This is a genomic window from Bacillus sp. z60-11, from assembly GCF_046464135.1.
Taxonomy (GTDB): domain Bacteria; phylum Bacillota; class Bacilli; order Bacillales; family Bacillaceae; genus Bacillus; species Bacillus sonorensis_A.
The window spans coordinates 90,871-110,569 of the sequence record NZ_JBIYSN010000007.1 but is presented as its reverse complement, the minus strand read 5'-3'; the positions used below and the strand labels follow the sequence as shown (position 1 = coordinate 110,569).

17 protein-coding genes are annotated in these 19,699 nt (G+C 49.5%); 2 read left to right on the top strand and 15 right to left on the bottom strand.

Translation table 11 applies throughout. From position 1 onward, the window contains the following. The 6 genes from ligA to ACINLD_RS18490 form a co-directional block, all read right to left on the bottom strand. On the bottom strand, positions 1 to 2,004 hold the full coding sequence (ligA, locus tag ACINLD_RS18515; RefSeq protein ID WP_026589676.1) for an NAD-dependent DNA ligase LigA: 2,004 nt from the start codon (positions 2,002 to 2,004) through the stop codon (positions 1 to 3). Positions 2,005 to 2,037: 33 nt separating this feature from the next. After that, positions 2,038 to 4,260: a DNA helicase PcrA gene (gene pcrA, locus ACINLD_RS18510; RefSeq protein ID WP_026589677.1), complete on the bottom strand. Its 2,223-nt coding sequence runs from the start codon at positions 4,258 to 4,260 to the stop codon at positions 2,038 to 2,040. 62 nt (positions 4,261 to 4,322) lie between these two features. Beyond that, positions 4,323 to 5,009: a heptaprenylglyceryl phosphate synthase gene (locus ACINLD_RS18505; protein WP_409445284.1), complete on the bottom strand. Its 687-nt coding sequence runs from the start codon at positions 5,007 to 5,009 to the stop codon at positions 4,323 to 4,325. Positions 5,010 to 5,169: 160 nt separating this feature from the next. Further along, positions 5,170 to 5,481, bottom strand: coding sequence for a YerC/YecD family TrpR-related protein (locus ACINLD_RS18500; protein WP_026589679.1), 312 nt, complete (start codon positions 5,479 to 5,481; stop codon positions 5,170 to 5,172). Further along, a complete protein-coding gene (locus tag ACINLD_RS18495; RefSeq protein ID WP_026589680.1) occupies positions 5,468 to 6,469 on the bottom strand; it encodes a DUF3048 domain-containing protein in 1,002 nt (333 codons plus the stop codon). Before ACINLD_RS18495 ends, ACINLD_RS18500 begins: the two co-directional genes overlap by 14 nt. Positions 6,470 to 6,497: 28 nt before the next feature. Next, positions 6,498 to 8,237 carry an adenine deaminase C-terminal domain-containing protein gene (locus ACINLD_RS18490; protein WP_026589681.1) on the bottom strand — a complete coding sequence of 580 codons (1,740 nt, stop codon included), beginning with the start codon at positions 8,235 to 8,237 and terminating at the stop codon, positions 6,498 to 6,500. Positions 8,238 to 8,362: 125 nt separating this feature from the next. Between ACINLD_RS18490 and ACINLD_RS18485 the strand changes: the two genes are divergently transcribed. Then, positions 8,363 to 8,593: a DUF2892 domain-containing protein gene (locus tag ACINLD_RS18485; RefSeq protein ID WP_026589682.1), complete on the top strand. Its 231-nt coding sequence runs from the start codon at positions 8,363 to 8,365 to the stop codon at positions 8,591 to 8,593. 26 nt (positions 8,594 to 8,619) lie between these two features. Here ACINLD_RS18485 and ACINLD_RS18480 read toward each other — a convergent pair whose 3' ends face one another. Further along, positions 8,620 to 9,849 (bottom strand): cytochrome P450, encoded by a 1,230-nt coding sequence (locus ACINLD_RS18480; protein WP_409445283.1) that lies wholly within the window; start codon positions 9,847 to 9,849, stop codon positions 8,620 to 8,622. 75 nt (positions 9,850 to 9,924) lie between these two features. On the opposite strand from ACINLD_RS18480, the gene ACINLD_RS18475 reads away from it, so the two are divergent. Continuing rightward, positions 9,925 to 10,563 carry a TetR/AcrR family transcriptional regulator gene (locus ACINLD_RS18475; protein ID WP_306291997.1) on the top strand — a complete coding sequence of 213 codons (639 nt, stop codon included), beginning with the start codon at positions 9,925 to 9,927 and terminating at the stop codon, positions 10,561 to 10,563. A gap of 43 nt (positions 10,564 to 10,606) precedes the next feature. Here ACINLD_RS18475 and purD read toward each other — a convergent pair whose 3' ends face one another. The 8 genes from purD to purS all read right to left on the bottom strand — a co-directional run bounded on the left by purD (position 10,607) and on the right by purS (position 19,699). Further along, positions 10,607 to 11,875 carry a phosphoribosylamine--glycine ligase gene (purD, locus tag ACINLD_RS18470; protein WP_026589685.1) on the bottom strand — a complete coding sequence of 423 codons (1,269 nt, stop codon included), beginning with the start codon at positions 11,873 to 11,875 and terminating at the stop codon, positions 10,607 to 10,609. A gap of 14 nt (positions 11,876 to 11,889) precedes the next feature. Next, positions 11,890 to 13,428 carry a bifunctional phosphoribosylaminoimidazolecarboxamide formyltransferase/IMP cyclohydrolase gene (gene purH / locus ACINLD_RS18465; RefSeq protein ID WP_077735359.1) on the bottom strand — a complete coding sequence of 513 codons (1,539 nt, stop codon included), beginning with the start codon at positions 13,426 to 13,428 and terminating at the stop codon, positions 11,890 to 11,892. Further along, complete coding sequence (gene purN / locus ACINLD_RS18460; RefSeq protein ID WP_077735360.1) at positions 13,425 to 14,012, bottom strand: phosphoribosylglycinamide formyltransferase; 588 nt, start codon at positions 14,010 to 14,012, stop codon at positions 13,425 to 13,427. Before purN ends, purH begins: the two co-directional genes overlap by 4 nt. Continuing rightward, positions 14,009 to 15,049 carry a phosphoribosylformylglycinamidine cyclo-ligase gene (gene purM, locus ACINLD_RS18455; RefSeq protein ID WP_026589688.1) on the bottom strand — a complete coding sequence of 347 codons (1,041 nt, stop codon included), beginning with the start codon at positions 15,047 to 15,049 and terminating at the stop codon, positions 14,009 to 14,011. The genes purN and purM overlap by 4 nt, the downstream gene beginning before the upstream one ends. A gap of 97 nt (positions 15,050 to 15,146) precedes the next feature. Beyond that, positions 15,147 to 16,577: an amidophosphoribosyltransferase gene (gene purF / locus ACINLD_RS18450; RefSeq protein ID WP_026589689.1), complete on the bottom strand. Its 1,431-nt coding sequence runs from the start codon at positions 16,575 to 16,577 to the stop codon at positions 15,147 to 15,149. Beyond that, positions 16,553 to 18,781, bottom strand: coding sequence for a phosphoribosylformylglycinamidine synthase subunit PurL (gene purL, locus ACINLD_RS18445; RefSeq protein ID WP_026589690.1), 2,229 nt, complete (start codon positions 18,779 to 18,781; stop codon positions 16,553 to 16,555). Before purL ends, purF begins: the two co-directional genes overlap by 25 nt. Continuing rightward, entirely contained in the window at positions 18,765 to 19,448 is a 684-nt protein-coding gene (purQ, locus tag ACINLD_RS18440) for a phosphoribosylformylglycinamidine synthase subunit PurQ (protein ID WP_026589691.1), read from the bottom strand. The genes purL and purQ overlap by 17 nt, the downstream gene beginning before the upstream one ends. After that, positions 19,445 to 19,699: a phosphoribosylformylglycinamidine synthase subunit PurS gene (gene purS / locus ACINLD_RS18435; RefSeq protein ID WP_026589692.1), complete on the bottom strand. Its 255-nt coding sequence runs from the start codon at positions 19,697 to 19,699 to the stop codon at positions 19,445 to 19,447. Before purS ends, purQ begins: the two co-directional genes overlap by 4 nt.

Below are 19,699 nucleotides of genomic sequence, written 5' to 3'. Positions count from 1 at the left end.
TTATTTCTTTAGCTCACTGATCAGCCTTGCTTCATCCCAGACTTCGATGTTCAGCTCTTCAGCTTTGGCCAGTTTGCTGCCTGCCGCTTCGCCGGCAATGATAAGATCGGTTTTTTTGCTTACACTGCCTGTGATTTTTCCCCCGAGCGCTTCAATTTCCGCTTTCGCGTCGTTTCGCGACATCTCGCTGAGCTTACCGGTCAGCACGATCGTTTTTCCGGCAAAATAGGAATCGCTGTCTTCGGCGGCCGCTTTTTTCGGGCCTTTGTAAACCGTATTGACGCCGAGCTCTTCCAGCTCAGCCAACAGCTTCAGAATCTCTTCTTTTTCAAAATAAGTGACGAGGGCGTCCGCCATCTTATCGCCGATTTCTTCCACTTCGATTAATTCTTCTTTTGATGCTTTTTTAAGCCTGTCGAGCGTTTCGAAATGCATGGCGAGCGTTTTCGCCGCTTTCTCGCCGATAAAGCGGATGCCGAGGCCGAAAAGCAGCCGCTCCAATGAATTTTCCTTCGATTTGTCGATGGAGGCCAACAGGTTGTCGGTCGATTTTTCGCCCATCCGTTCAAGCTTGATCAGCTGATCCTTTGTCAGCTTGTAAAGGTCTGCGACATTGTGGACCAAATCCTCACGGAACAGCTGGGTGATGACACGCTCACCGAGCCCCTCTATATTCATGGCATTGCGGGAAACGAAATGAATCAGGCCTTCCCTGATCTGTGCCGGACATTCCGGATTGATGCAGCGAAGCGCGACTTCGCCTTCGATTCGGACGAGTTCGCTTCCGCATTCCGGACATTCCTCCGGCATATTGAACTCCTTTTCCTCACCGGTCCGCTGTTCAACAAGGACATTGACAACCTCAGGGATGATGTCGCCCGCTTTTTTGATGACGACTTTGTCCAAAAGCCGGATGTCCTTCTCCTTAATTAAATCTTCGTTGTGAAGGGAAGCTCTTTGGACCGTCGTTCCCGCCACTTTCACGGGCTCCAGGATCGCCGTCGGCGTCACAACGCCTGTGCGGCCGACGCTCAATTCAATATCCAACAGCTTTGTGACAACCTCTTCAGCCGGAAATTTGTAGGCGATCGCCCAGCGCGGGCTTTTCGCCGTATAGCCGAGCTCATCCTGTTGGTGAAGGGAATCGACTTTAATGACGATCCCGTCAATTTCATACGGGAGGTCGGCCCGTTTTGTCTTCAGCTCTTCAACGATTTCGATGACTTCTTCGATCGTGCTGCATTTTTTTCGTTCGTGATTCGTTTTAAAGCCGAGTTCATCGAGAAAATCGAGCCCCTGGCTCTGCCTTTCGACACCCATTTCGTCAAGCTCCGCTATACTGTAGACGAAGATATCAAGATTTCGTTTCGCGGCAATTTTCGGATCAAGCTGTCTTAAGGAGCCGGCAGCCGCATTGCGCGGGTTTGCAAACGGCTCTTCGCCCCTTTCATGCCGCGCTTCATTCAGCAATTCGAAGGAGCGTTTCGGCATGTAGGCTTCCCCGCGCACTTCAATCGAAAGGTCGCGCTTCATTTTGAGGGGAATGGTTCTGATCGTCTTCAAATTCTCTGTGATATCCTCGCCGGTCGTTCCGTCGCCCCTTGTCGCACCTCTGACAAATACGCCGTTTTCATACCGCAATGAAACGGCAAGACCGTCAATTTTGAATTCAACGTTATATTCAACGTCTCCGACCGCCTGGCGCACCCTGCGGTCAAAGTCGCGCAGATCTTCGTCGTTAAACGCGTTGCCGAGGCTCAGCATCGGCGTTTTGTGCTGCACTTTTTGAAAAGCGTCCAAAACGGCTCCGCCGACGCGCTGTGAAGGAGAGTCGGGCGTTTTCAGATCAGGGTGCTCCTCTTCTATTGAAATGAGCTCCTTCATCAGCTTGTCGTATTCGGAGTCGGGCACGCTCGGATCGTCAAGTGTGTGATATTCATAGTTGTATTGGTTGATCAGTGCACGCAGTTGTTCCACACGGCGTTTCGCTGCTTCTTTTTCCATTGATTTCGTCCTTTCATTTCAGGTCTTTTGCCATTATTGCTTTTCAATTGGCGCAAAGGCCGCGAGAAGACGCTTCACTCCGATCGGGCTCGGAAAGGCGATGTCAAGCTCTGTCGATTCGCCGGATCCTTTGACGCTGACGACCGTTCCGACACCCCACTTTTTATGGGAAGCTTTGTCGCCGACGGCCCAATTGACGCCGTCTCCGCCCGTTTTGCTGTAGGATGCGGCGGCTGGTCTCTTCACCGGTCCCCTCCGCTCAGGTCTTCTTGCGAACGGACTTTTCAGATCTTTCTTCTTCTCATTTAGATTGTCCAATAATTCTTCCGGTATTTCCGCGATGAACCTCGATTCCGGATTCATATTCGTTCTGCCGAATAACGTCCGCATTTTCGCGTTTGTCAAATAGAGCTCTTCCTCAGCCCTCGTAATGCCGACATAGGCGAGCCTGCGCTCCTCTTCCATTTCCGCTTCCTCCATCAGGGAGCGGCTGTGCGGGAAGACCCCTTCTTCAAGACCCATCAGGAAAACAACCGGAAATTCAAGCCCTTTTGCGGCATGGAGCGTCATTAAAATGACGGCGTCTTTATTTCCGGACTCTTCTTCTTTTTGATCAAGCTGGTCGATATCGGCGATGAGCGCCAAATCCGTCAAAAAGGCGACGAGCGATTTGTCTTCGCTTTGCTGCTCAAAGTTTTTCGTCACGGATAAAAACTCGTCGATATTTTCGAGACGGCTCTGGGCTTCCAGAGATTTTTCCGCTTTCAGCATTTCGCGGTATTCGGTTTTTTCAAGAATTTCTTCCGTCAGCTCTGTGACGGATAAGTATTCCTGCATATTCGTCAAGTTTTCGATCATCTGTCTGAACTCGTCAAGCGCGTTGGCTGCTCTGGCACTGAGGCCGATAAAATCAACCTGGCCGAGCGCTTCAAATAAAGACATCCCGTTCATATCGGCATACGCCGCGATTTTATCGACGGACGTCGCACCGACGCCGCGCTTCGGCACATTGACGATCCTTGCGAAGCTGATATCATCATCAGGATTTGCCACAAGGCGCAAATACGCGAGAATGTCTTTGATTTCTTTTCTGTCGTAGAATTTCGTGCCGCCGACAATATTATAGTTGATGTTCGCTTTCATCAACGTTTCCTCGATCACACGGGACTGGGCGTTCGTCCGGTACAAAATCGCGATGTCTGAAAGGGATCGTTTTCCGGAGCCGGCAAGCTCCCTGATTTTGCCCGCGACAAATTGGCCTTCGCCAAATTCATTGTCGCCTCTGAAGTAAGAGATTTTCGCACCTTCATCATTTTCCGTCCAAAGGTTTTTCGGCTTTCTGTTTGAATTGTGTTGGATCACTTCATTCGCCGCATGCAAAATCCGCTTCGTCGATCTGTAGTTTTGTTCAAGCAGAATGACGCTTGCGTTCGGATAGTCTTTTTCAAATGAAAGAATGTTGGCGATGTCCGCCCCGCGCCATCTGTAAATCGACTGGTCCGAATCCCCGACGACGCAGATGTTTTGGAAGCGCTGCGCCAGCTTTTTGACGAGCAGGTACTGCGCTCTGTTTGTATCCTGATACTCATCGACATGAATGTATTGAAATTTGCGCTGATAGTATTCGAGCACTTCGGGAACCCGGTCGAACAGACGGATCGTCGTCATGATCAAGTCGTCAAAATCGAGCGACTGATTTTTCCGCAGCTTTTTCTGATAATCCGTATACACGTCGCTGACGACCTGATCAAAGAAGCCGCCCGCCGTTTTCTCGTATTCCTCCGGTTCGATCAATTCGTTTTTCGCGCCGCTGATCGAACCGAGAATGCTCCGCGGGTCGAATTTTTTCGGATCGATGTTTCTCTCTTTTAAAATACCTTTAATCACGGAAAGCTGATCTGAGGTGTCCAAAATTGAGAAATTTCGGTTGATCCCGATCCGGTCGATATCTCTCCGCAAAATTCTGACGCACATGCTGTGGAATGTCGAAATCCAAATGTCATCGGCTCCCGGCCCAAGAATGCTTTCCACACGTTCTTTCATTTCTCTGGCCGCTTTGTTCGTAAAGGTAATCGCCAAAATATTCCAAGGCGCGACACGCTTTTCCGCCATCAGGTAGGCGATCCGATGTGTCAGCACCCTCGTCTTGCCGCTTCCCGCGCCGGCCATGATCAAAAGCGGCCCATCCGTTGTCCTGACCGCTTCCTGCTGCACTTTATTCAACCCATTTAATAATTGGTCGCTAATATAATTCAAAATCCGTTCACCGCCTATTCAAAACATATGTTCTATTATAAACCAATCCGATTCGTTTCGCCTTACTCTTTTACGGCTTTTACCGTTTTCAGCGCTTGTCCGAAATTTTCATAAACCGCGTTTCCGACGACGATCACATCGGCATGCTCAGCCATTTTCGCCGCTGTTTCCGGATCTTTAATCCCGCCGCCGTAAAACAATGTCGTACGTTGCAGCACAGACTTTGCTTCTTTAACCGCCTCGGCGTCTCCAAACATGCCGCTGTATTCCATGTAAAAGACGGGCAGCCGGAAAAGATGCTCAGCCATTCGCGCGTATGCTTTAATGTCTTCAAGATCAAGCGAAGCATCAGCATTTGTCAAAGCGGCCGCCTTGCAGTCTTGATTCAAAATACAGTAACCTTCAACAACGATTTCTTCAGGCGACATCAGTTCGCCGTACTCTTTCATCGCCTCTTTATGTAAACCGACAATCCAGTCGCGGTCCCTGCTGTTCAGCACCGTCGGGATAAAATACAGGTCAAATCCCGGAACGATCGCGCCAATCGTTGACACCTCAAGGATGCATGGGACTAAAAAACGGCGAACCTTTGACATCAGCCGCAGGACATTGTCCTCTGTGACATTGTCGCTTCCGCCGATCAAAATCGCATCTGTGCCGGATTCACACAGCTGTTCAAGCTGATCATCCGTTATCTCTTTATCGGGATCGAGTTTAAAGACGTGCTTCCACTCGGTAATATCGTACATGAAAAAAGCTCCTCCAATCGTTCTTACCATTTAAATATTATAACAAATTCATTCTCTTTGGAAAAACGGATCGTGCAGAAAGATGAAGGAGGAATCATACAACGGAGGCAAAAGTTGACGGACATGAAAAGACCGCCAAGCCAGGCGGTCCAAGTGTACATCACGAAGATGATTCAGATTCTTTTTCTTTTACACGGTCCAGGGCCATGATATAAGCGTCGTTTCCGTAGTTCAGGCAGCGCTTCACCCTGGAAATGGTCGCCGTGCTCGCTCCGGTTTCCGTCTCAATTTTGTGATACGTGTTGCCGTCGCGAAGCATCCTGGCCACTTCGAGCCGCTGAGCCAGTGACTGAATTTCATTTATCGTGCACAAATCATCGAAAAAGCGATAGCATTCTTCGAGATCTTTTAATGACAGAATGGATTGAAAAAGCTGGTCCAGCTCTCTCCCGCGCAATTTATCGATCTGCATCGTTAACACCTTCTCCTTTACTAATAGAAACCTTGCTGAGATCGGGAATGATATTGATCCATGTTTTACCCGGCACGAATGGAACGGTTTTTCCGTCATCAACAGGGATGATTCGGCCGTTTTCGTTTTTCCAGTTGATCTGACGGACTTCTCCGTTTTGCAAAAGCAGCCCTTTTCCGCCGGACATGAGGTCGATTTCCCTTCTCCCGTACGCATCCTTTTGATGATGTTCGGCTTCCGCTATTAGAATGTTTTGAAGAATAACCGGTTTGTCTGTTTCAAGATCTGTTGTGACAGCGCCGTTTGACGTTCTCACATAGCCGTCAGCCTTCTGATCATAACCGTATTCCACACGGTTTGCAACAGATGTTGTTCCATAATCCAACCGGATGGAATAAAGCGGCTTTGAAGGCTTTTTGCGGCTTTCTGTAAAAGGAAGCGAATCTGTGCGGGCTTTTAGGGCATATCCTTTTTCTTCAGCTGCTTGTTTGATGTTTTCGAATGACGTGTACGAATTATGCGGCGCTTGTCGAAAATCCGCTCTCCAAAACAGACTGCCGTCATAATCCATTCCATTGACATAATCGGCTTCACCGCTTTCAAGCCGGCTTTTCGCACCAGGACTCCAGCCGTGGTGCACAAATACGGCGTCAAAGCCGAGAGCCAAATCAATGAAATACTCCCGCGCGCTTCTGACAGGACCGACCGCTTCAGGCATTTCACTCTGGAAAATCGCCAGAAACCTGGTAATCCGTCCTTCAGCGAGCGCCTCAATCACAATGTCGGCTTTGCTTAAACCGGACTGCGGCCTTGCTTTCGAATGATTATTGACCACGACAGCAATCGGCCGCTTTTGGATGTCCCCGTCCGTTTTCATTCCCGAAAGCGGATATCGTTTCTCTCCAGACTCCTGCTTATTCTGCTGCTGGCATGATGCAAGCAAACATACACAGGCAAAACACAGCAGCACTCTTACATATCGATTGATCATCAAATAGCTCCCGCTCTTTTATATTTTAACGCATTATCGATGGAAAGAGTACAGTTTTTTTCATGACATCAAAGATCCCTTTCGGCGTCACTCTGATGTAAGGGAGATGCGTGCTTTGCAGAAAAAGAAGCGTGTAGACAGGATCGCTGAATGTATAGCCTCTTTCGAAAAGAAGTTCTTTTAATGTTTCTTCCCTTTCAAGCACCTTCTCATACGTCTCATTTGATGCGCCGCCGCTTAAATGCAGAGGAATCTCGTGCAGTATTTTTCCGTTTTCGGCTAAGACGATTCCCCCTCCGATTTCTTTCATCCGTTTAAAGGCAAGCAGCATGTCTTCCTTGTTTTTGCCGATTGCCACAATGTCCCCCGTTGTTGAGTATGAGCTGACAAACCCTTGAACCCGGGTCGCGAATCCTTTCAGCATCGTATTGACCCGCCATTTTCCGTTTTTGTCAAACATGGAAAGATAGCTTTCATCATGGTCAAAAGAGAGCTGATTGACGGAATTGTCAATCTCAATTGTATAAGGTTCCATAATGACCGAATTCCTCATTTTCAAGCCGAGCGGCATCGAAAACTGCAAATCATCCATCGTTAGATCATATGAAAGGTTGAGAGGGACAAGACCCCCTTTTTGCCAATCCGGCTCTGTAAACGCCTTCATATCAATGCCGTCCGCCTTCAAGATTCGCCCCTTCGCAAGAACCGTCACGGGATCGGGTTTTTCAGGACTCTCCAAAATGTTGAGTGTCGCGTATCTTCCCGGTGCGACAACGCCGAGAATGTCTTCCATATGATAATATTTGGCGATGTTAAATGAGGCCATATTATAAGCGTCAATCAACGGCACTCCTTCATCAATGGCAATTTCGATCAGCTTGTTCGTCATGCCTTCCTTATAAAAGTTCGGTGTGGCGCCGTCCGTCGTATAAAACAAATGGTCATAATGGCGAAAGCCTTCTTCATGAAGCTCGCGCAAAATCTTTCGCAGGTCAGGCCTGATGGAAGAATTCCTCAGCCCCACATGATACCCAAGCTCAAGCCGCTTGAGCACTTCCTTTCCCGTCATGGCTTCATGATCGGCGTCAGCGCCGAAAAGCTTCATTTTTGTTAATGTTTTTTCCGATGCGCCCGGAAAATGGCCTTCAATTCGCTTCCGCCTTCTTTTCGTGCACTGCATGCAATGCAGGATCAGATCATCGCCGTCCAAAAGGCGCGGCCAGCTTGTCATTTCTCCTCCCTGTATCACATCCGGATGTTCTCCCCAATGTTTTCGGTAATCGATCGATAAGATTTGATCTTCATTCAAGACTTCGGTCTGCAGGTCATACCTTGACCACCAGTAGTAGTGGACAGGCTGTTTTTTCAGTTCCTCCAATATAGAAAACGCTTTCTTTTTTCCGCAATGCAAAAGCAGAAATAAGTTGTCATTCACGAATGTCGTCGTGCCAAACTGTGACACATATTCAGCCAATGTTTGGGGATTATAAATTTGAAAAGGATGCACATGAGGCTCAATATACCCGGGTACAATGTATTTTCCTTCACAATCTATTGTAGTTTTAACAGCCGATTTAGGCAAATCTCGGCCGACATAGACGATTCTGTCATGATGAATCCATACGTTTGCTTTGATCCATTGCTTTAAAAACGGGTTCAGTACGGATGCATTTCGTAAAAGGAGCGTTGGGAGCAGCCTTGAACTTACAACATCAACTTGCGATCTGATGTGCTTGTTTTTCCAAATTAAGGTGCGTTCGAACATTCACATACTCTCCTTTACATGTAATGATCCTATGTTAACACATTTACTATAGTCACGCATTACCAACACGTTACAATTTTTCGAATAAACACTTTATTTAATTATTTTAATCGGAGGAATTGATCATGAAGCAAAACATCGGACTGTTTGACGCCGTATTTCGCATCGCCTGCGGACTGACGATCCTGTCGGCGGCAGCGGCAAAGTTTACGAGAAAACCGTGGTGCAGAATGACGCTTTTCTGCATGTTTATGGGCGCGCTGAAAGCCGCTTCCGGCATTTTACGATTTTGTCCCATGACATATGTTTGCCAAACTTATATGAAGCAACAGGGACAGACTGGCGAACAGCCGTAAAAAAGCACCCGGTTAGGGTGCTTTTTTCATGATTGAAAAGGCGCCGATTCTCCGGCGGGCTTCACGCGGAGGCGGAAATGTTTCAGACCGTACATGCTGGTGTTTGCCATCGGTGTAATCGAGAGCTTTTCCATTGAAGCATATTGTTTCAAAAGCGCCGTCAGCGCGATTTTGGCTTCCAGCCGTGCCAGCGGGGCGCCGAGGCAGAAGTGAATCCCGTGGCCAAATCCGATGTGCGGGTTCGGATGGCGGTGAATATCAAATTCGTGCGCCCTTGCAAATTTGGATTCATCCCGGTTGGCTGAAGCAAGAAAAGCGATGACACCTTCTCCCTTTTTCAACCGTGTCCCCCTGATCTCAATATCCTGCTTGACATAGCGGACGATCATCGGGGCGGGAGCGCGAAAGCGGACAGCTTCCTCGACAGCCTGCGGAATCAGATCGGGTTCATTGCCCAGCGCATCGTATGTACCCGGCTTTTCAAGAATGCTGTATACCGCATTTGAAATCAAATTCGTCGTCGTCTCATTGCCGGCCAGCAAAAGCAGATTGCAAAACGGCACAAGTTCATCTGGCGAAAGCTTTTCCCCTTCTTGTTCAGCTTGAATTAAGAGCGAAATGATATCGTCTCCTAGATTCTGTCTTTTCTCTTGAATGATGTCTTCAAAAAACGCACTCAGCTCTTTTTCTCCTTGATCTCTCGCATTTATCCACGCCAGCACGTCTTCCTGATGATCACTCTTTGGCAAACTGACCAACAAATCGGACCATTCCTTGAATTTCTCCTTATACTGAGCAGGAACGCCCAGCATTTCAGAAATGACGATGACGGGCAAGGGGTAAGAAAAATCCTGCACAAGATCGATTTCTTCCCGTCCGCGAGTCTCTTTCAGCAGTTCATCCGTCAGCTCCTGAATCCGCGGCTCCCAAGCTTTCATGACGCGCGGGGTAAAAGCCTTGTTGACGATCGACCTGATCCGGGTATGTTTTGGCGGGTCCATGCTGACCATTGTTTTGGCAAATGTATTGGTACCTTCAGTGTGGGGAAATTGATTGGAAAAGAAGTCTTTGTCACTGATCACCTTTTTGACATCCTCATACAAAAACACGCTCCACACTTCGCTGTCTTCATCATAGTGTACAGGCGATTCCTTGCGCATGCTTTCATACCATGGAAACGGATCATACGGGTCCTGGCTGTTCTTTCCGTTAAGCAGCGCTTTTTGAATGGGGTTCTGCTGTTTTGCTTGTTTCACTCGCTTCACTCCTTCTTTTGTTTAGCTGATTCATTTTTACAAATATGTTAGTTTAAAATTAAAAGAATCAGCTGGATGATTCAACCAACAGATGAGAAAGAAGTGTCGAAAAAGTTCGGAGGAGGAGGCTTGATGGACAGCTACCGCGGGGACAAGCGGGTGACGCAATCGAAAAACCGTTTAAAAATGGCCCTTTTTCACCTGCTTGCTGAAAAAGAATGGGAAAAGATATCCGTACAGGACATTACAAAACAGGCAAACTTGAATCGAACGACATTTTATCAGCATTACCAAGACAAATATGATTTGCTGCTCCAAAATGTGAGCGAGATGTTTGCAGCCATGCAAAAAGAGATTTTCTCGCCCCTTGATGCTGAGCTCTCCGGGGACAAGCCCGAAGCGTACTGGTATGTGCTGCGTTTCTATCAGCATTTAAAAAAGAACAGCCCTGATTTTACGATCATCATGAACAGACGGTATGAACTGAATATTAAGGAATTGCTTCAGGATTTTTGGAATGACAGCTTTTTGACGGGCATTAAAAAAGCTGCAGCCGGTGAAGTTGAACATACAGTGCCCTTGGACATTCAGCGGCAGTTCGTGATTTCCGCTTATGCGGGTACGGCGGCATGGTGGCTTGAAAACGGAATGCCTTATACACCGGAATTTATGGCGGAATCCATGATCAGCCTGATCCAAAAAAAGCCGATATAAAAAAAGAGACAAAATGCGCTTCCCATTTTGTCTCTCTTCATGTTTATTGTTGCGCGGCTTTCAAAGCGCGCGAACCGATATCCGTCCGGTAAAAGAGCCCCGGCTTGGCAATTTGTTTTACTGCTTTATAGGCTGTTTCCCTTGCGGCTTCAAACGTATCGGCAAACGCCGTGACATTGGCGACGCGGCCGCCGTTTGTCACAAACTGCCCGCCGCTTTTTTTCGTTCCTGCATGAAAGACGACCGTCTCTTCCTCAGCCGGTGTCAAGGCACCGATCGGTGTGCCTTTTTCATAGCTTTCCGGGTAGCCTTCGGATGCGAGGACGACGGTGACCGCCGCCGTGTCTTTCCACTTGAGCTCGACTTGGCGGTCTTCCAACAGATCAAGCATCACTTGCACAAGGTCTGATTCAAGGCGCGGGAGGACGACCTGTGTCTCCGGATCACCGAATCTGGCGTTGAATTCGATCACTTTTGTTCCTTTTTCGGTCAGCATTAAGCCGGCATATAAGATGCCCGTAAACGAACGTCCTTCATTGACCATCGCCTTGGCGGCGGGCTCAAGGATTGTTTTGACGGCATCCCCGACGACCGCGTCGGAAATCTGCGGCACAGGAGAATAGGCGCCCATCCCCCCTGTATTCGGGCCTTTGTCTCCGTCAAAAGCCCGCTTGTGATCCTGTGCGATTACCATCGGATACACTTTTTCACCTTTGACAAAAGCCATCAGTGAAAACTCTTCACCGCTTAAAAATTCTTCGATAACGACGGATGCGCTGGCTTCGCCGAATTTTTCGTCTTCGAGAAAGTCGTGCAAACACTGAATCGCATCTTCCTCTGTCATCGCGACTGTGACGCCTTTTCCGGCGGCAAGCCCGTCCGCTTTAATGACAATCGGCGCGCCTTTGGCTTCGACATAGGCTTTCGCTTGATCAAATGATGTAAATGTGTCGTATTCGGCTGTGGGAATCTGATATTTCTTCATCAGATCTTTCGCAAACTGTTTGCTGCCTTCGATCTCCGCGGCTTTGGCGGAAGGGCCGAATACCGGCAAGCCCGCTTTTTCAAATTCATCGACAAGACCTTCAATCAAAGGGACCTCAGGACCGACGATCGTCAGTCCGATGTTGTTTTCCTTTGCAAAAGCGATGAGTCCCTTGTGGTTTCCTTCATCAAGATCAACGAGTTCGGCCGTCCCGGCCATTCCGTCATTTCCGGGCGCCGCGTAGACGGTGCCGACAAGAGGGCTTTGCGCCGCTTTCCAGGCGAGTGTATGCTCTCTTCCACCTCTACCGATAATCAATACATTCACACTGGTCACTCCCCTTAATGTTTGAAATGGCGGATTCCGGTGAACACCATCGCAATTCCGTATTCATCCGCTTTTTGAATCGAATCTTCATCACGCACCGAACCGCCCGGCTGAATGATCGCCGTCACACCGGCTTTAGCCGCTTCTTCGACCGTATCAGGCATCGGGAAAAATGCGTCTGATCCGAGCGCGCTGCCCTTCGCTTTTTCGCCGGCCTGTTCGATCGCGATTTTTGCGGAGCCGACACGGTTCATTTGCCCGGCGCCGACGCCGATCGTCATGTCGTCTTTTGCGAGAACGATGGCGTTTGATTTGACGTGTTTGACGACTTTCCAGGCAAGCTTCAGATCGGCCCATTCCTGTTCGGTCGGCTCTCTTTTTGTCGGAATCGTAATCTCGGCGTCATCAAAACCGTGCATATCCAGATCCTGAATCAAAAGCCCGCCTTGAACAGATGTCAGCTGCTTTTCGTTTTTGACAGGCTGATTGACATCGAGTGTGAGCAGACGGAGGTTTTTCTTGGACGTTAAAATCTCAAGCGCTTCTTCGCTGAATGAAGGGGCAATGATGATCTCCAAGAAGATTTGCTGAAGCACTTCAGCCGTCGCTTTGTCGACTTCGCGGTTAAGGGCGATAATCCCGCCGAAAATCGATGTTTGATCAGCTGCATACGCTTTGTTGAACGCTTCTGCAATCGTTTCTCCTGTGCCTACGCCGCACGGGTTCATATGCTTGACGGCAGCGGCTGCCGGCTCTGAGAATTCACGGACGATTTGGACCGCGGCATCCGCGTCTTTAATGTTGTTGTAGGAAAGCTCTTTTCCGTGCAGCTGATTCGCTGAAGCGATCGATCCTTTCACAGGGATGGCGCTTTGATAAAAAACAGCTTCCTGATGCGGGTTTTCCCCGTAGCGGAGCGATTGTTTTTTCTCGAATGTCACGGTGAACTGCTCTGGCTCTTTTTCACCTGTCACATTTGTTAAATAGTCTGCGATCAAGGCGTCATATGCCGCCGTGTGGCGGAATACTTTCGCCGCAAGCTCGCGTTTTTTCTCAAGGGAGACGCCGCCTGATTCCTTAATGTCGTTCAATACAGGGCTATAGTCGCGGGGATCGACGATGACGGCCACATCCTGGTGGTTTTTCGCCGCGGCGCGAAGCATGCCCGGTCCGCCGATATCGATGTTTTCAATCGCTTCTTCGTAAGTGACGCCTTCTTTTGAGATCGTTTCTTTAAATGGATATAGGTTGACGACCACAAGGTCAATCGGCTTGATTCCTTGTTCATTCAGCTGAGCCATATGTTTTTCATTGCCGCGGACGGCAAGAAGCCCGCCGTGAATATTCGGATGAAGGGTTTTCAGACGGCCGTCCATGATTTCCGGAAAGCCCGTCACTTCAGAAATGCCGATGACATCAACACCGTTTTCCTGAAGAAGTTTGCTCGTGCCGCCTGTAGAAATTACCTCAACGCCAAGCTCTGTCAATTCTTTTACAAAAGGGACAATGTTTGTTTTATCAGATACGCTGATCAATGCGCGTTTGATCGTCATTCCTTCTCACCTCTGCCATTTAGTTCAAGAAGCTCTTTGATGACTTCCGGATAAAGTTCGTGTTCCAAATTGTGAATCTTTTCTTCCAGGGATTCCAATGTTTCGTCTTTTTCAAGCTCAAGGGCCCGCTGAGCGATGATCGGTCCTGTATCCATGCCTGCATCAACATAATGAACTGTGATTCCGGCTACTTTCACACCGGCTCTGTACGCTTGTCCGATCGCGTCAATTCCCGGAAAAGCCGGGAGGAGCGACGGATGGATGTTGACGATTTTGTTCCGGTATGCCGAAAGAAGCGTGTCACCGATCAGCCTCATGTAACCCGCCAGTACGATCCACTCCGCCCCGTGGAGACGCAGCTGTTCGACGATGATCTGTTCAAAAGCCGCTTTGTTTTCGAACGATTTCGGCTGGAAGGCAAATGACGGGATTCCGGCTTCTTCCGCTCTTTCAAGCACTTTCGCCTGCGGCTTGTCACAGACGACAAGCACGATTTCGGCATCCCAGTTTTCTTCTTTCATCTTCTTTAAGATCGCTGCAAAATTCGTTCCGCTTCCTGATGCAAAAACCGCAAATTTTTTCATGAAAGTCCGGCACCGCCAAACGTCACGCCGCTTCCGCTTTTCACCCGGCCGATCAAGTATGCTTTTTCTCCATTGTTTTCGAGCGTTTGAATGATGTCTGTCATATGCTCTTCTTTGACCGCCAGCACAAAGCCGATTCCCATGTTGAAGACATTGAACATTTCTTCTGATTTCAAACCGCCCTTTTCCTGAATAAACGGGAAGACGGGAGGAACGGGCCATGAGCCGTTGTCGATTTCAACGCCAAGGCCGTCGGGCATCATCCTCGGCAGATTTTCATAAAAACCGCCGCCCGTGATATGGGCCATGCCGTCGACTTTCCCTGTTTTGACCGCTTCAAGCACAGGTTTGACATAAATTTTTGTCGGCTCTAAAAGCTCTTCGCCAAGAGGCCGTTCAAAAGGTGGATATGTTTCAGAGAGGCTCAAGCCGGCATCCTCAAGAAGAACTTTCCGCACGAGTGAAAAGCCGTTGCTGTGAAGACCGCTTGAAGAGAGCCCGATTAAAAGATGCCCTTCCTGAATCTTTTCGCCTGTTACGATCCCGTCCTTTTCCGCGGCGCCAACTGCAAAACCGGCGATATCATATTCATCTTCGGTATAAAGCCCCGGCATTTCCGCCGTTTCCCCGCCGACTAGCGCCGATCCGGACTGCACACAGCCTTCGGCAACGCCTCCTACGATCTCTTCGATTTTGGCCGGATCTGCTTTTCCGAGTGCAAGATAGTCGAGAAAGAAGAGCGGCTCAGCGCCTTGAGCCAGTACATCGTTGACACACATGGCCACGGCGTCGATGCCGATCGTATCGTGTTTATCCATTGCAAAAGCCAGCTTCAGCTTCGTCCCGACGCCGTCCGTTCCGGAAATGAGCACCGGTTTTTTGTAAGGAAGCTCCGACAGGTCGAACATCCCGCCAAATCCGCCGAGAGAACCCATCACACCGATGCGCTTTGTCCGTTCGACGTGTTTTTTCATCCGTTTTACGGCTTCATAGCCCGCCTCAATATCAACCCCGGCGTTTTTATAGCTTTCAGACATCACAATCACTCCTTATTCCGCACTTGTCGATTTATACTTTCCAATTTCAAAAGAGCAGCAATCAAAGAGCTGCCCTTTATTCATTTCACCAGGCACTTTATTTTGTCAACACGGCTTCTTTCACGTGCGGAAGTTCAGTATCCTGATAAATTTCCGTCGGGTATTTTCCCGTAAAGCAGGCCATGCACTGGCCGCAGTTTTCGTCTTCATACTTTCTGCCGATTCCGGAAAGGAGCCCTTCAATGCTTAAGAAGGACAGCGTATCGGCGCCAATTTCCTGACGGATTTCTTCCACTGAATGCGAAGAAGCGATCAGTTCTTCGTGCGTCGATGTATCGATTCCGTAAAAGCACGGATGGGCGATCGGCGGAGAGCTGATTCTGACGTGCACTTCCGTCGCTCCGGCTTCGCGCAGCATCGTCACAATCCTGCGGCTCGTCGTCCCTCTCACGATGGAATCATCTACCATGACGACGCGCTTGCCTTCAACGACACCGCGCACCGCGGAAAGCTTCATTCTGACGCCTTGTTCTCTGAGCGACTGTGACGGCTGAATAAACGTTCTGCCGACATAGCGATTTTTGATCAGTCCGAGTTCGTAAGGAATGCCTGTCGCTTCGGCATAGCCGATTGCCGCCGAAATGCTGGAATCCGGGACACCTGTGACAACATCCGCTTCAACGCCGGATTCTTCGGCCAGCTTTTTGCCCAGGTTCTTTCTGGCGCTGTGGACATTGATTCCGTTAATATTGCTGTCCGGTCTTGAGAAATAAATGTACTCCATGCTGCAGATCGAGCGGTTGATGTTGATGGAGAACCGTTCAGATTTCATGCCTTCATCATTGATGATCAGCATTTCCCCAGGTTCAACATCGCGCAAATAGGTCGCGCCGACCACATCAAAGGCGCACGTTTCCGAGGCGACGACATACGCGTCGCCGAGCATGGCGATTGATAACGGTCTGAGGCCGTTCGGATCAAGGGCGACGATCATTTCCGATTCCGTCATGATCAAGAAAGCGTAAGCGCCTTTCAGCATGGAAAGAGCGTTTTTGATCTGATCTTTCAGCTCGAAGTGCCCGCTTCTTTTAATTAAGTGGGCGAGCACTTCCGTATCAGAAGACGTTTGAAAAATGCTTCCCTGATTTTCAAGCTGCTGCTTGAGTTGGCTGGCGTTCACTAAGTTGCCGTTGTGCGCCAGCGCCAGGCTGCCGTTATTTTGCGAATGGAACAGGAGCGGCTGCACATTTTCAAAGCCGCCACCGCCCGCCGTTGCATAGCGGACATGGCCGATCGCCCCTCTTCCCTTCACTTTTTCAAGCTCGCCGTTTTGGAAAACTTCTGTGATCAGCCCCAGCCCTTTGTGGGCGGACAGCTGTTGCCCGTCCGTCGCCACAATCCCGGCGCCTTCCTGACCTCTGTGCTGAAGGCTGTGGAGTCCGTAGTACGTAATCTGCGGTGCTTCATCATGCCCCCAAATCCCAAATACGCCGCATTCTTCATTTAAGCCTTTGATTTCAGCAAGCATGGGATAGCTCCTTTCCACGCGCTTTTCAGCTCTTCCGTCTGCGCATGAATCCATTGTTTTCCTTCCTGACCTTGGATGACAAGCGTTTCGTCTGATGTTACTTCACCGATAGGGACGGCGTCTTTCACGAGCTTTTCGAAAGATTCACGGTCTTCTTTTTTCACTGATACGATGAATCGTGATTGTGATTCGCTGAATAATAAAGCCGGCTCGCCTGCAAGTGCGACTTCGGCGCCAAGGCCGTCAGCAGACATGACGCTTTCGGCAAGCGCTACACCGAGTCCGCCTTCTGAGACGTCGTGCGCTGATTGGACAAGCCCTGAACGGATCGCTTTGAGGAGCGCTTTTTGCCGCGCCTCTTCAACCTCGAGATCAAGCGCAGGGGCTTTTCCATAGATCTTTCCTTCCGTCAGCTTTTGCAGCTCACTTCCGGCAAACTCAGGAAGCGTTTCTCCGATGACATAAATCAAATCGCCGGCTGCTTTGAACTGCTGTGTCGTGATGTGTGCCGTATCTTCGATCAGTCCGACCATACCGATGACAGGCGTCGGATAGATCGCACTTCCGTTCGATTCATTGTAAAGGGAGACGTTTCCGCCGATGACTGGTGTGCTTAAGACATTGCACGCCTCGCTGATGCCGTCAGCCGCTTTTTCAATTTGCCAGAAGATTTCCGGCTTTTCCGGGTTTCCGAAATTGAGGTTGTCTGTGACCGCGAGCGGCTCGGCTCCCGAGCAGACGATATTGCGCGCGGCTTCAGCGACAGCGATTTTCCCGCCGATTTCCGGATCGAGGTACAAATAGCGGGCATTGCAGTCCGTCGTCATCGCGAGCGCTTTTTTCGTGCCGCGGATTCTGAGAACCGCCGCATCAGAGCCAGGAGCGACGACCGTATTTGTGCGCACCATATAGTCGTATTGGTCATAAACCCATTCCTTGCTCGCAATCGTCGGCTGCTGTAAAAGTGCGAGAAGCGTTTCTTTCGCATCATCCACTTGTGGAGCAGGGACGTCTGTTTCAAGGAACTCTTTGTAGTATGCCGGAACCGTTGAAGGCTTGTGGTAGACAGGTGCCTCTTCTGCCAGCGCATCGACCGGAAGCTCGGCGACCTTTTCGCCATTATGGAAAAGACGGAGCATTTTATCGTCTGTCACCCGGCCCACGGCTACCGCTTCAAGGTCATATTTGTCGAAGATATCGATGATTTCCTGTTCACGGCCGCGCTCAATGACGAGCAGCATGCGCTCCTGGGACTCGGAAAGCATCATTTCGTAAGGTGTCATTCCTGTTTCCCGCTGCGGGATCAAGTCAAGGTTCATTTCGATGCCGGAACCGGCTTTGGACGCCATTTCCGCGCTGGAGCTTGTCAGTCCGGCCGCACCCATGTCCTGAATACCGACTAGAGCGTCGGATTTGATGACTTCAAGGCACGCTTCAAGAAGCAGCTTTTCCATAAACGGATCGCCGACTTGAACCGCTGAGCGCTTTTCTTCTGAAGTATCAGACATTTCCTCTGAGGCGAAGGTTGCGCCATGGATGCCGTCGCGTCCCGTTTTGGCACCGACGTACATGACGGTGTTGCCGACGCCTTTCGCCTGCCCTTTTTTAATGTCTTCATGGTTGATCAAGCCGACACACATCGCATTGACAAGCGGATTGCCTTCATAGCAGCTGTCAAACTGGACTTCCCCGCCGACGGTCGGGATGCCGATGCAGTTGCCGTAGCCGGCGATGCCTGCGACTACTTCTTCAAACAAGTACTTCACACGCGGTGAAGTGAGTTCACCAAACCGAAGAGAGTTCAAAACAGCGATGGGACGAGCGCCCATTGAGAAGACGTCGCGGATGATGCCGCCTACGCCTGTAGCCGCTCCCTGATAAGGTTCGATCGCTGACGGGTGGTTGTGCGATTCGATTTTGAAGACGACCGCCTGGTTGTCGCCGATATCGACGATCCCAGCGCCTTCTCCCGGACCTTGCAGAACACGCTCGCCTTTAGTCGGGAACTTTTTCAGGATCGGCTTTGAATTTTTGTAGCTGCAATGCTCTGACCACATGACCGAAAAAACCCCGATTTCCGTATAGTTTGGAAGCCTTCCAAGGATTGATTCAATCATGGCAAACTCGTCATCGCTGACACCCATTTGCTGATAGAGTTTCTCTTCCTTAATTTGTTCTTTACTTGGTTCAAGCAGTAGCGACATGAGTTTCCCTCCAATTTTTCACGATAGACTGAAACAGCTTAAGACCGTCGGCGCTTCCGAGCATAGAGTCGACAGCGCGCTCAGGGTGAGGCATCATGCCTAATACATTGCCTTTTTCATTGACGACGCCGGCAATATCGTCGACGCTTCCATTGATATTCGTTCCGTACGTGAAAGCAATCTGGTTGTTTTCTTTTAATCTTGCAAGCGTTTCTTCATCACAATAGAAGTTTCCTTCGCCGTGTGCGACAGGGATCGTAATCGATTCCCCTTTTCCATAAGAAGATGTAAACAGCGTTTCATCGTTTTGCACGATCAGTTCAACCGGGCGGCAAATAAATTTCAAATCTTTATTGCGTCTCATCGCACCCGGCAGAAGTCCGAGCTCCTGCAAAATTTGAAATCCGTTGCAGACCCCCAGCACCGGCTTTCCTTCTTCAGCCGCTTTTTTGACGGCAGGCATAATGTTTGCGAAGCGGGCGATCGCGCCGCATCTTAAATAATCGCCGTATGAAAAGCCTCCGGGAATCAGAACGCCGTCGTATTCGTCAAGACTTGTTTCCGTGTGCCAGACGTATTCAGCTTCTTCACCGAGCTCATCTTGAATGGCGTGGTACATATCGATATCGCAGTTTGAGCCCGGCAATACAATCACCGCAAATTTCACTGTGCGACAACCTCCTCAACTTCATATCTGTAGTCTTCGATCACCGTGTTTGCCAAAAGCTTTTCGCACATTTCTTTGACGAGAACGTCAAGGTCGCGGTCTGATTTTTCGATGGAAAGCTCCATGTATTTTCCGATGCGGACTTCCTGAACTTCTTTGTAGGACATGCTGTGCAAAGCATGCTGGACGGCACTCCCTTGAGGATCTAGGACACTTTCTTTTAAGCTGACATACACTTTCACTTTGTACAT

Bases quoted from the DNA above. Each gene is read 5' to 3' on its own strand.
- ligA (WP_026589676.1), bottom strand. From the start codon at position 2,004: ATGGAAAAAGAAGCAGCGAAACGCCGTGTGGAACAACTGCGTGCACTG.
- ACINLD_RS18505 (WP_409445284.1), bottom strand. From the start codon at position 5,009: ATGTACGATATTACCGAGTGGAAGCACGTCTTTAAACTCGATCCCGAT.
- ACINLD_RS18500 (WP_026589679.1), bottom strand. From the start codon at position 5,481: ATGCAGATCGATAAATTGCGCGGGAGAGAGCTGGACCAGCTTTTTCAA.
- ACINLD_RS18490 (WP_026589681.1), bottom strand. From the start codon at position 8,237: ATGTTCGAACGCACCTTAATTTGGAAAAACAAGCACATCAGATCGCAA.
- ACINLD_RS18485 (WP_026589682.1), top strand. From the start codon at position 8,363: ATGAAGCAAAACATCGGACTGTTTGACGCCGTATTTCGCATCGCCTGC.
- ACINLD_RS18475 (WP_306291997.1), top strand. From the start codon at position 9,925: ATGATTCAACCAACAGATGAGAAAGAAGTGTCGAAAAAGTTCGGAGGA.
- purH (WP_077735359.1), bottom strand. From the start codon at position 13,428: ATGACGATCAAACGCGCATTGATCAGCGTATCTGATAAAACAAACATT.
- purN (WP_077735360.1), bottom strand. From the start codon at position 14,012: ATGAAAAAATTTGCGGTTTTTGCATCAGGAAGCGGAACGAATTTTGCA.
- purM (WP_026589688.1), bottom strand. From the start codon at position 15,049: ATGTCTGAAAGCTATAAAAACGCCGGGGTTGATATTGAGGCGGGCTAT.
- purF (WP_026589689.1), bottom strand. From the start codon at position 16,577: ATGCTTGCTGAAATCAAAGGCTTAAATGAAGAATGCGGCGTATTTGGG.
- purL (WP_026589690.1), bottom strand. From the start codon at position 18,781: ATGTCGCTACTGCTTGAACCAAGTAAAGAACAAATTAAGGAAGAGAAA.
- purS (WP_026589692.1), bottom strand. From the start codon at position 19,699: ATGTACAAAGTGAAAGTGTATGTCAGCTTAAAAGAAAGTGTCCTAGAT.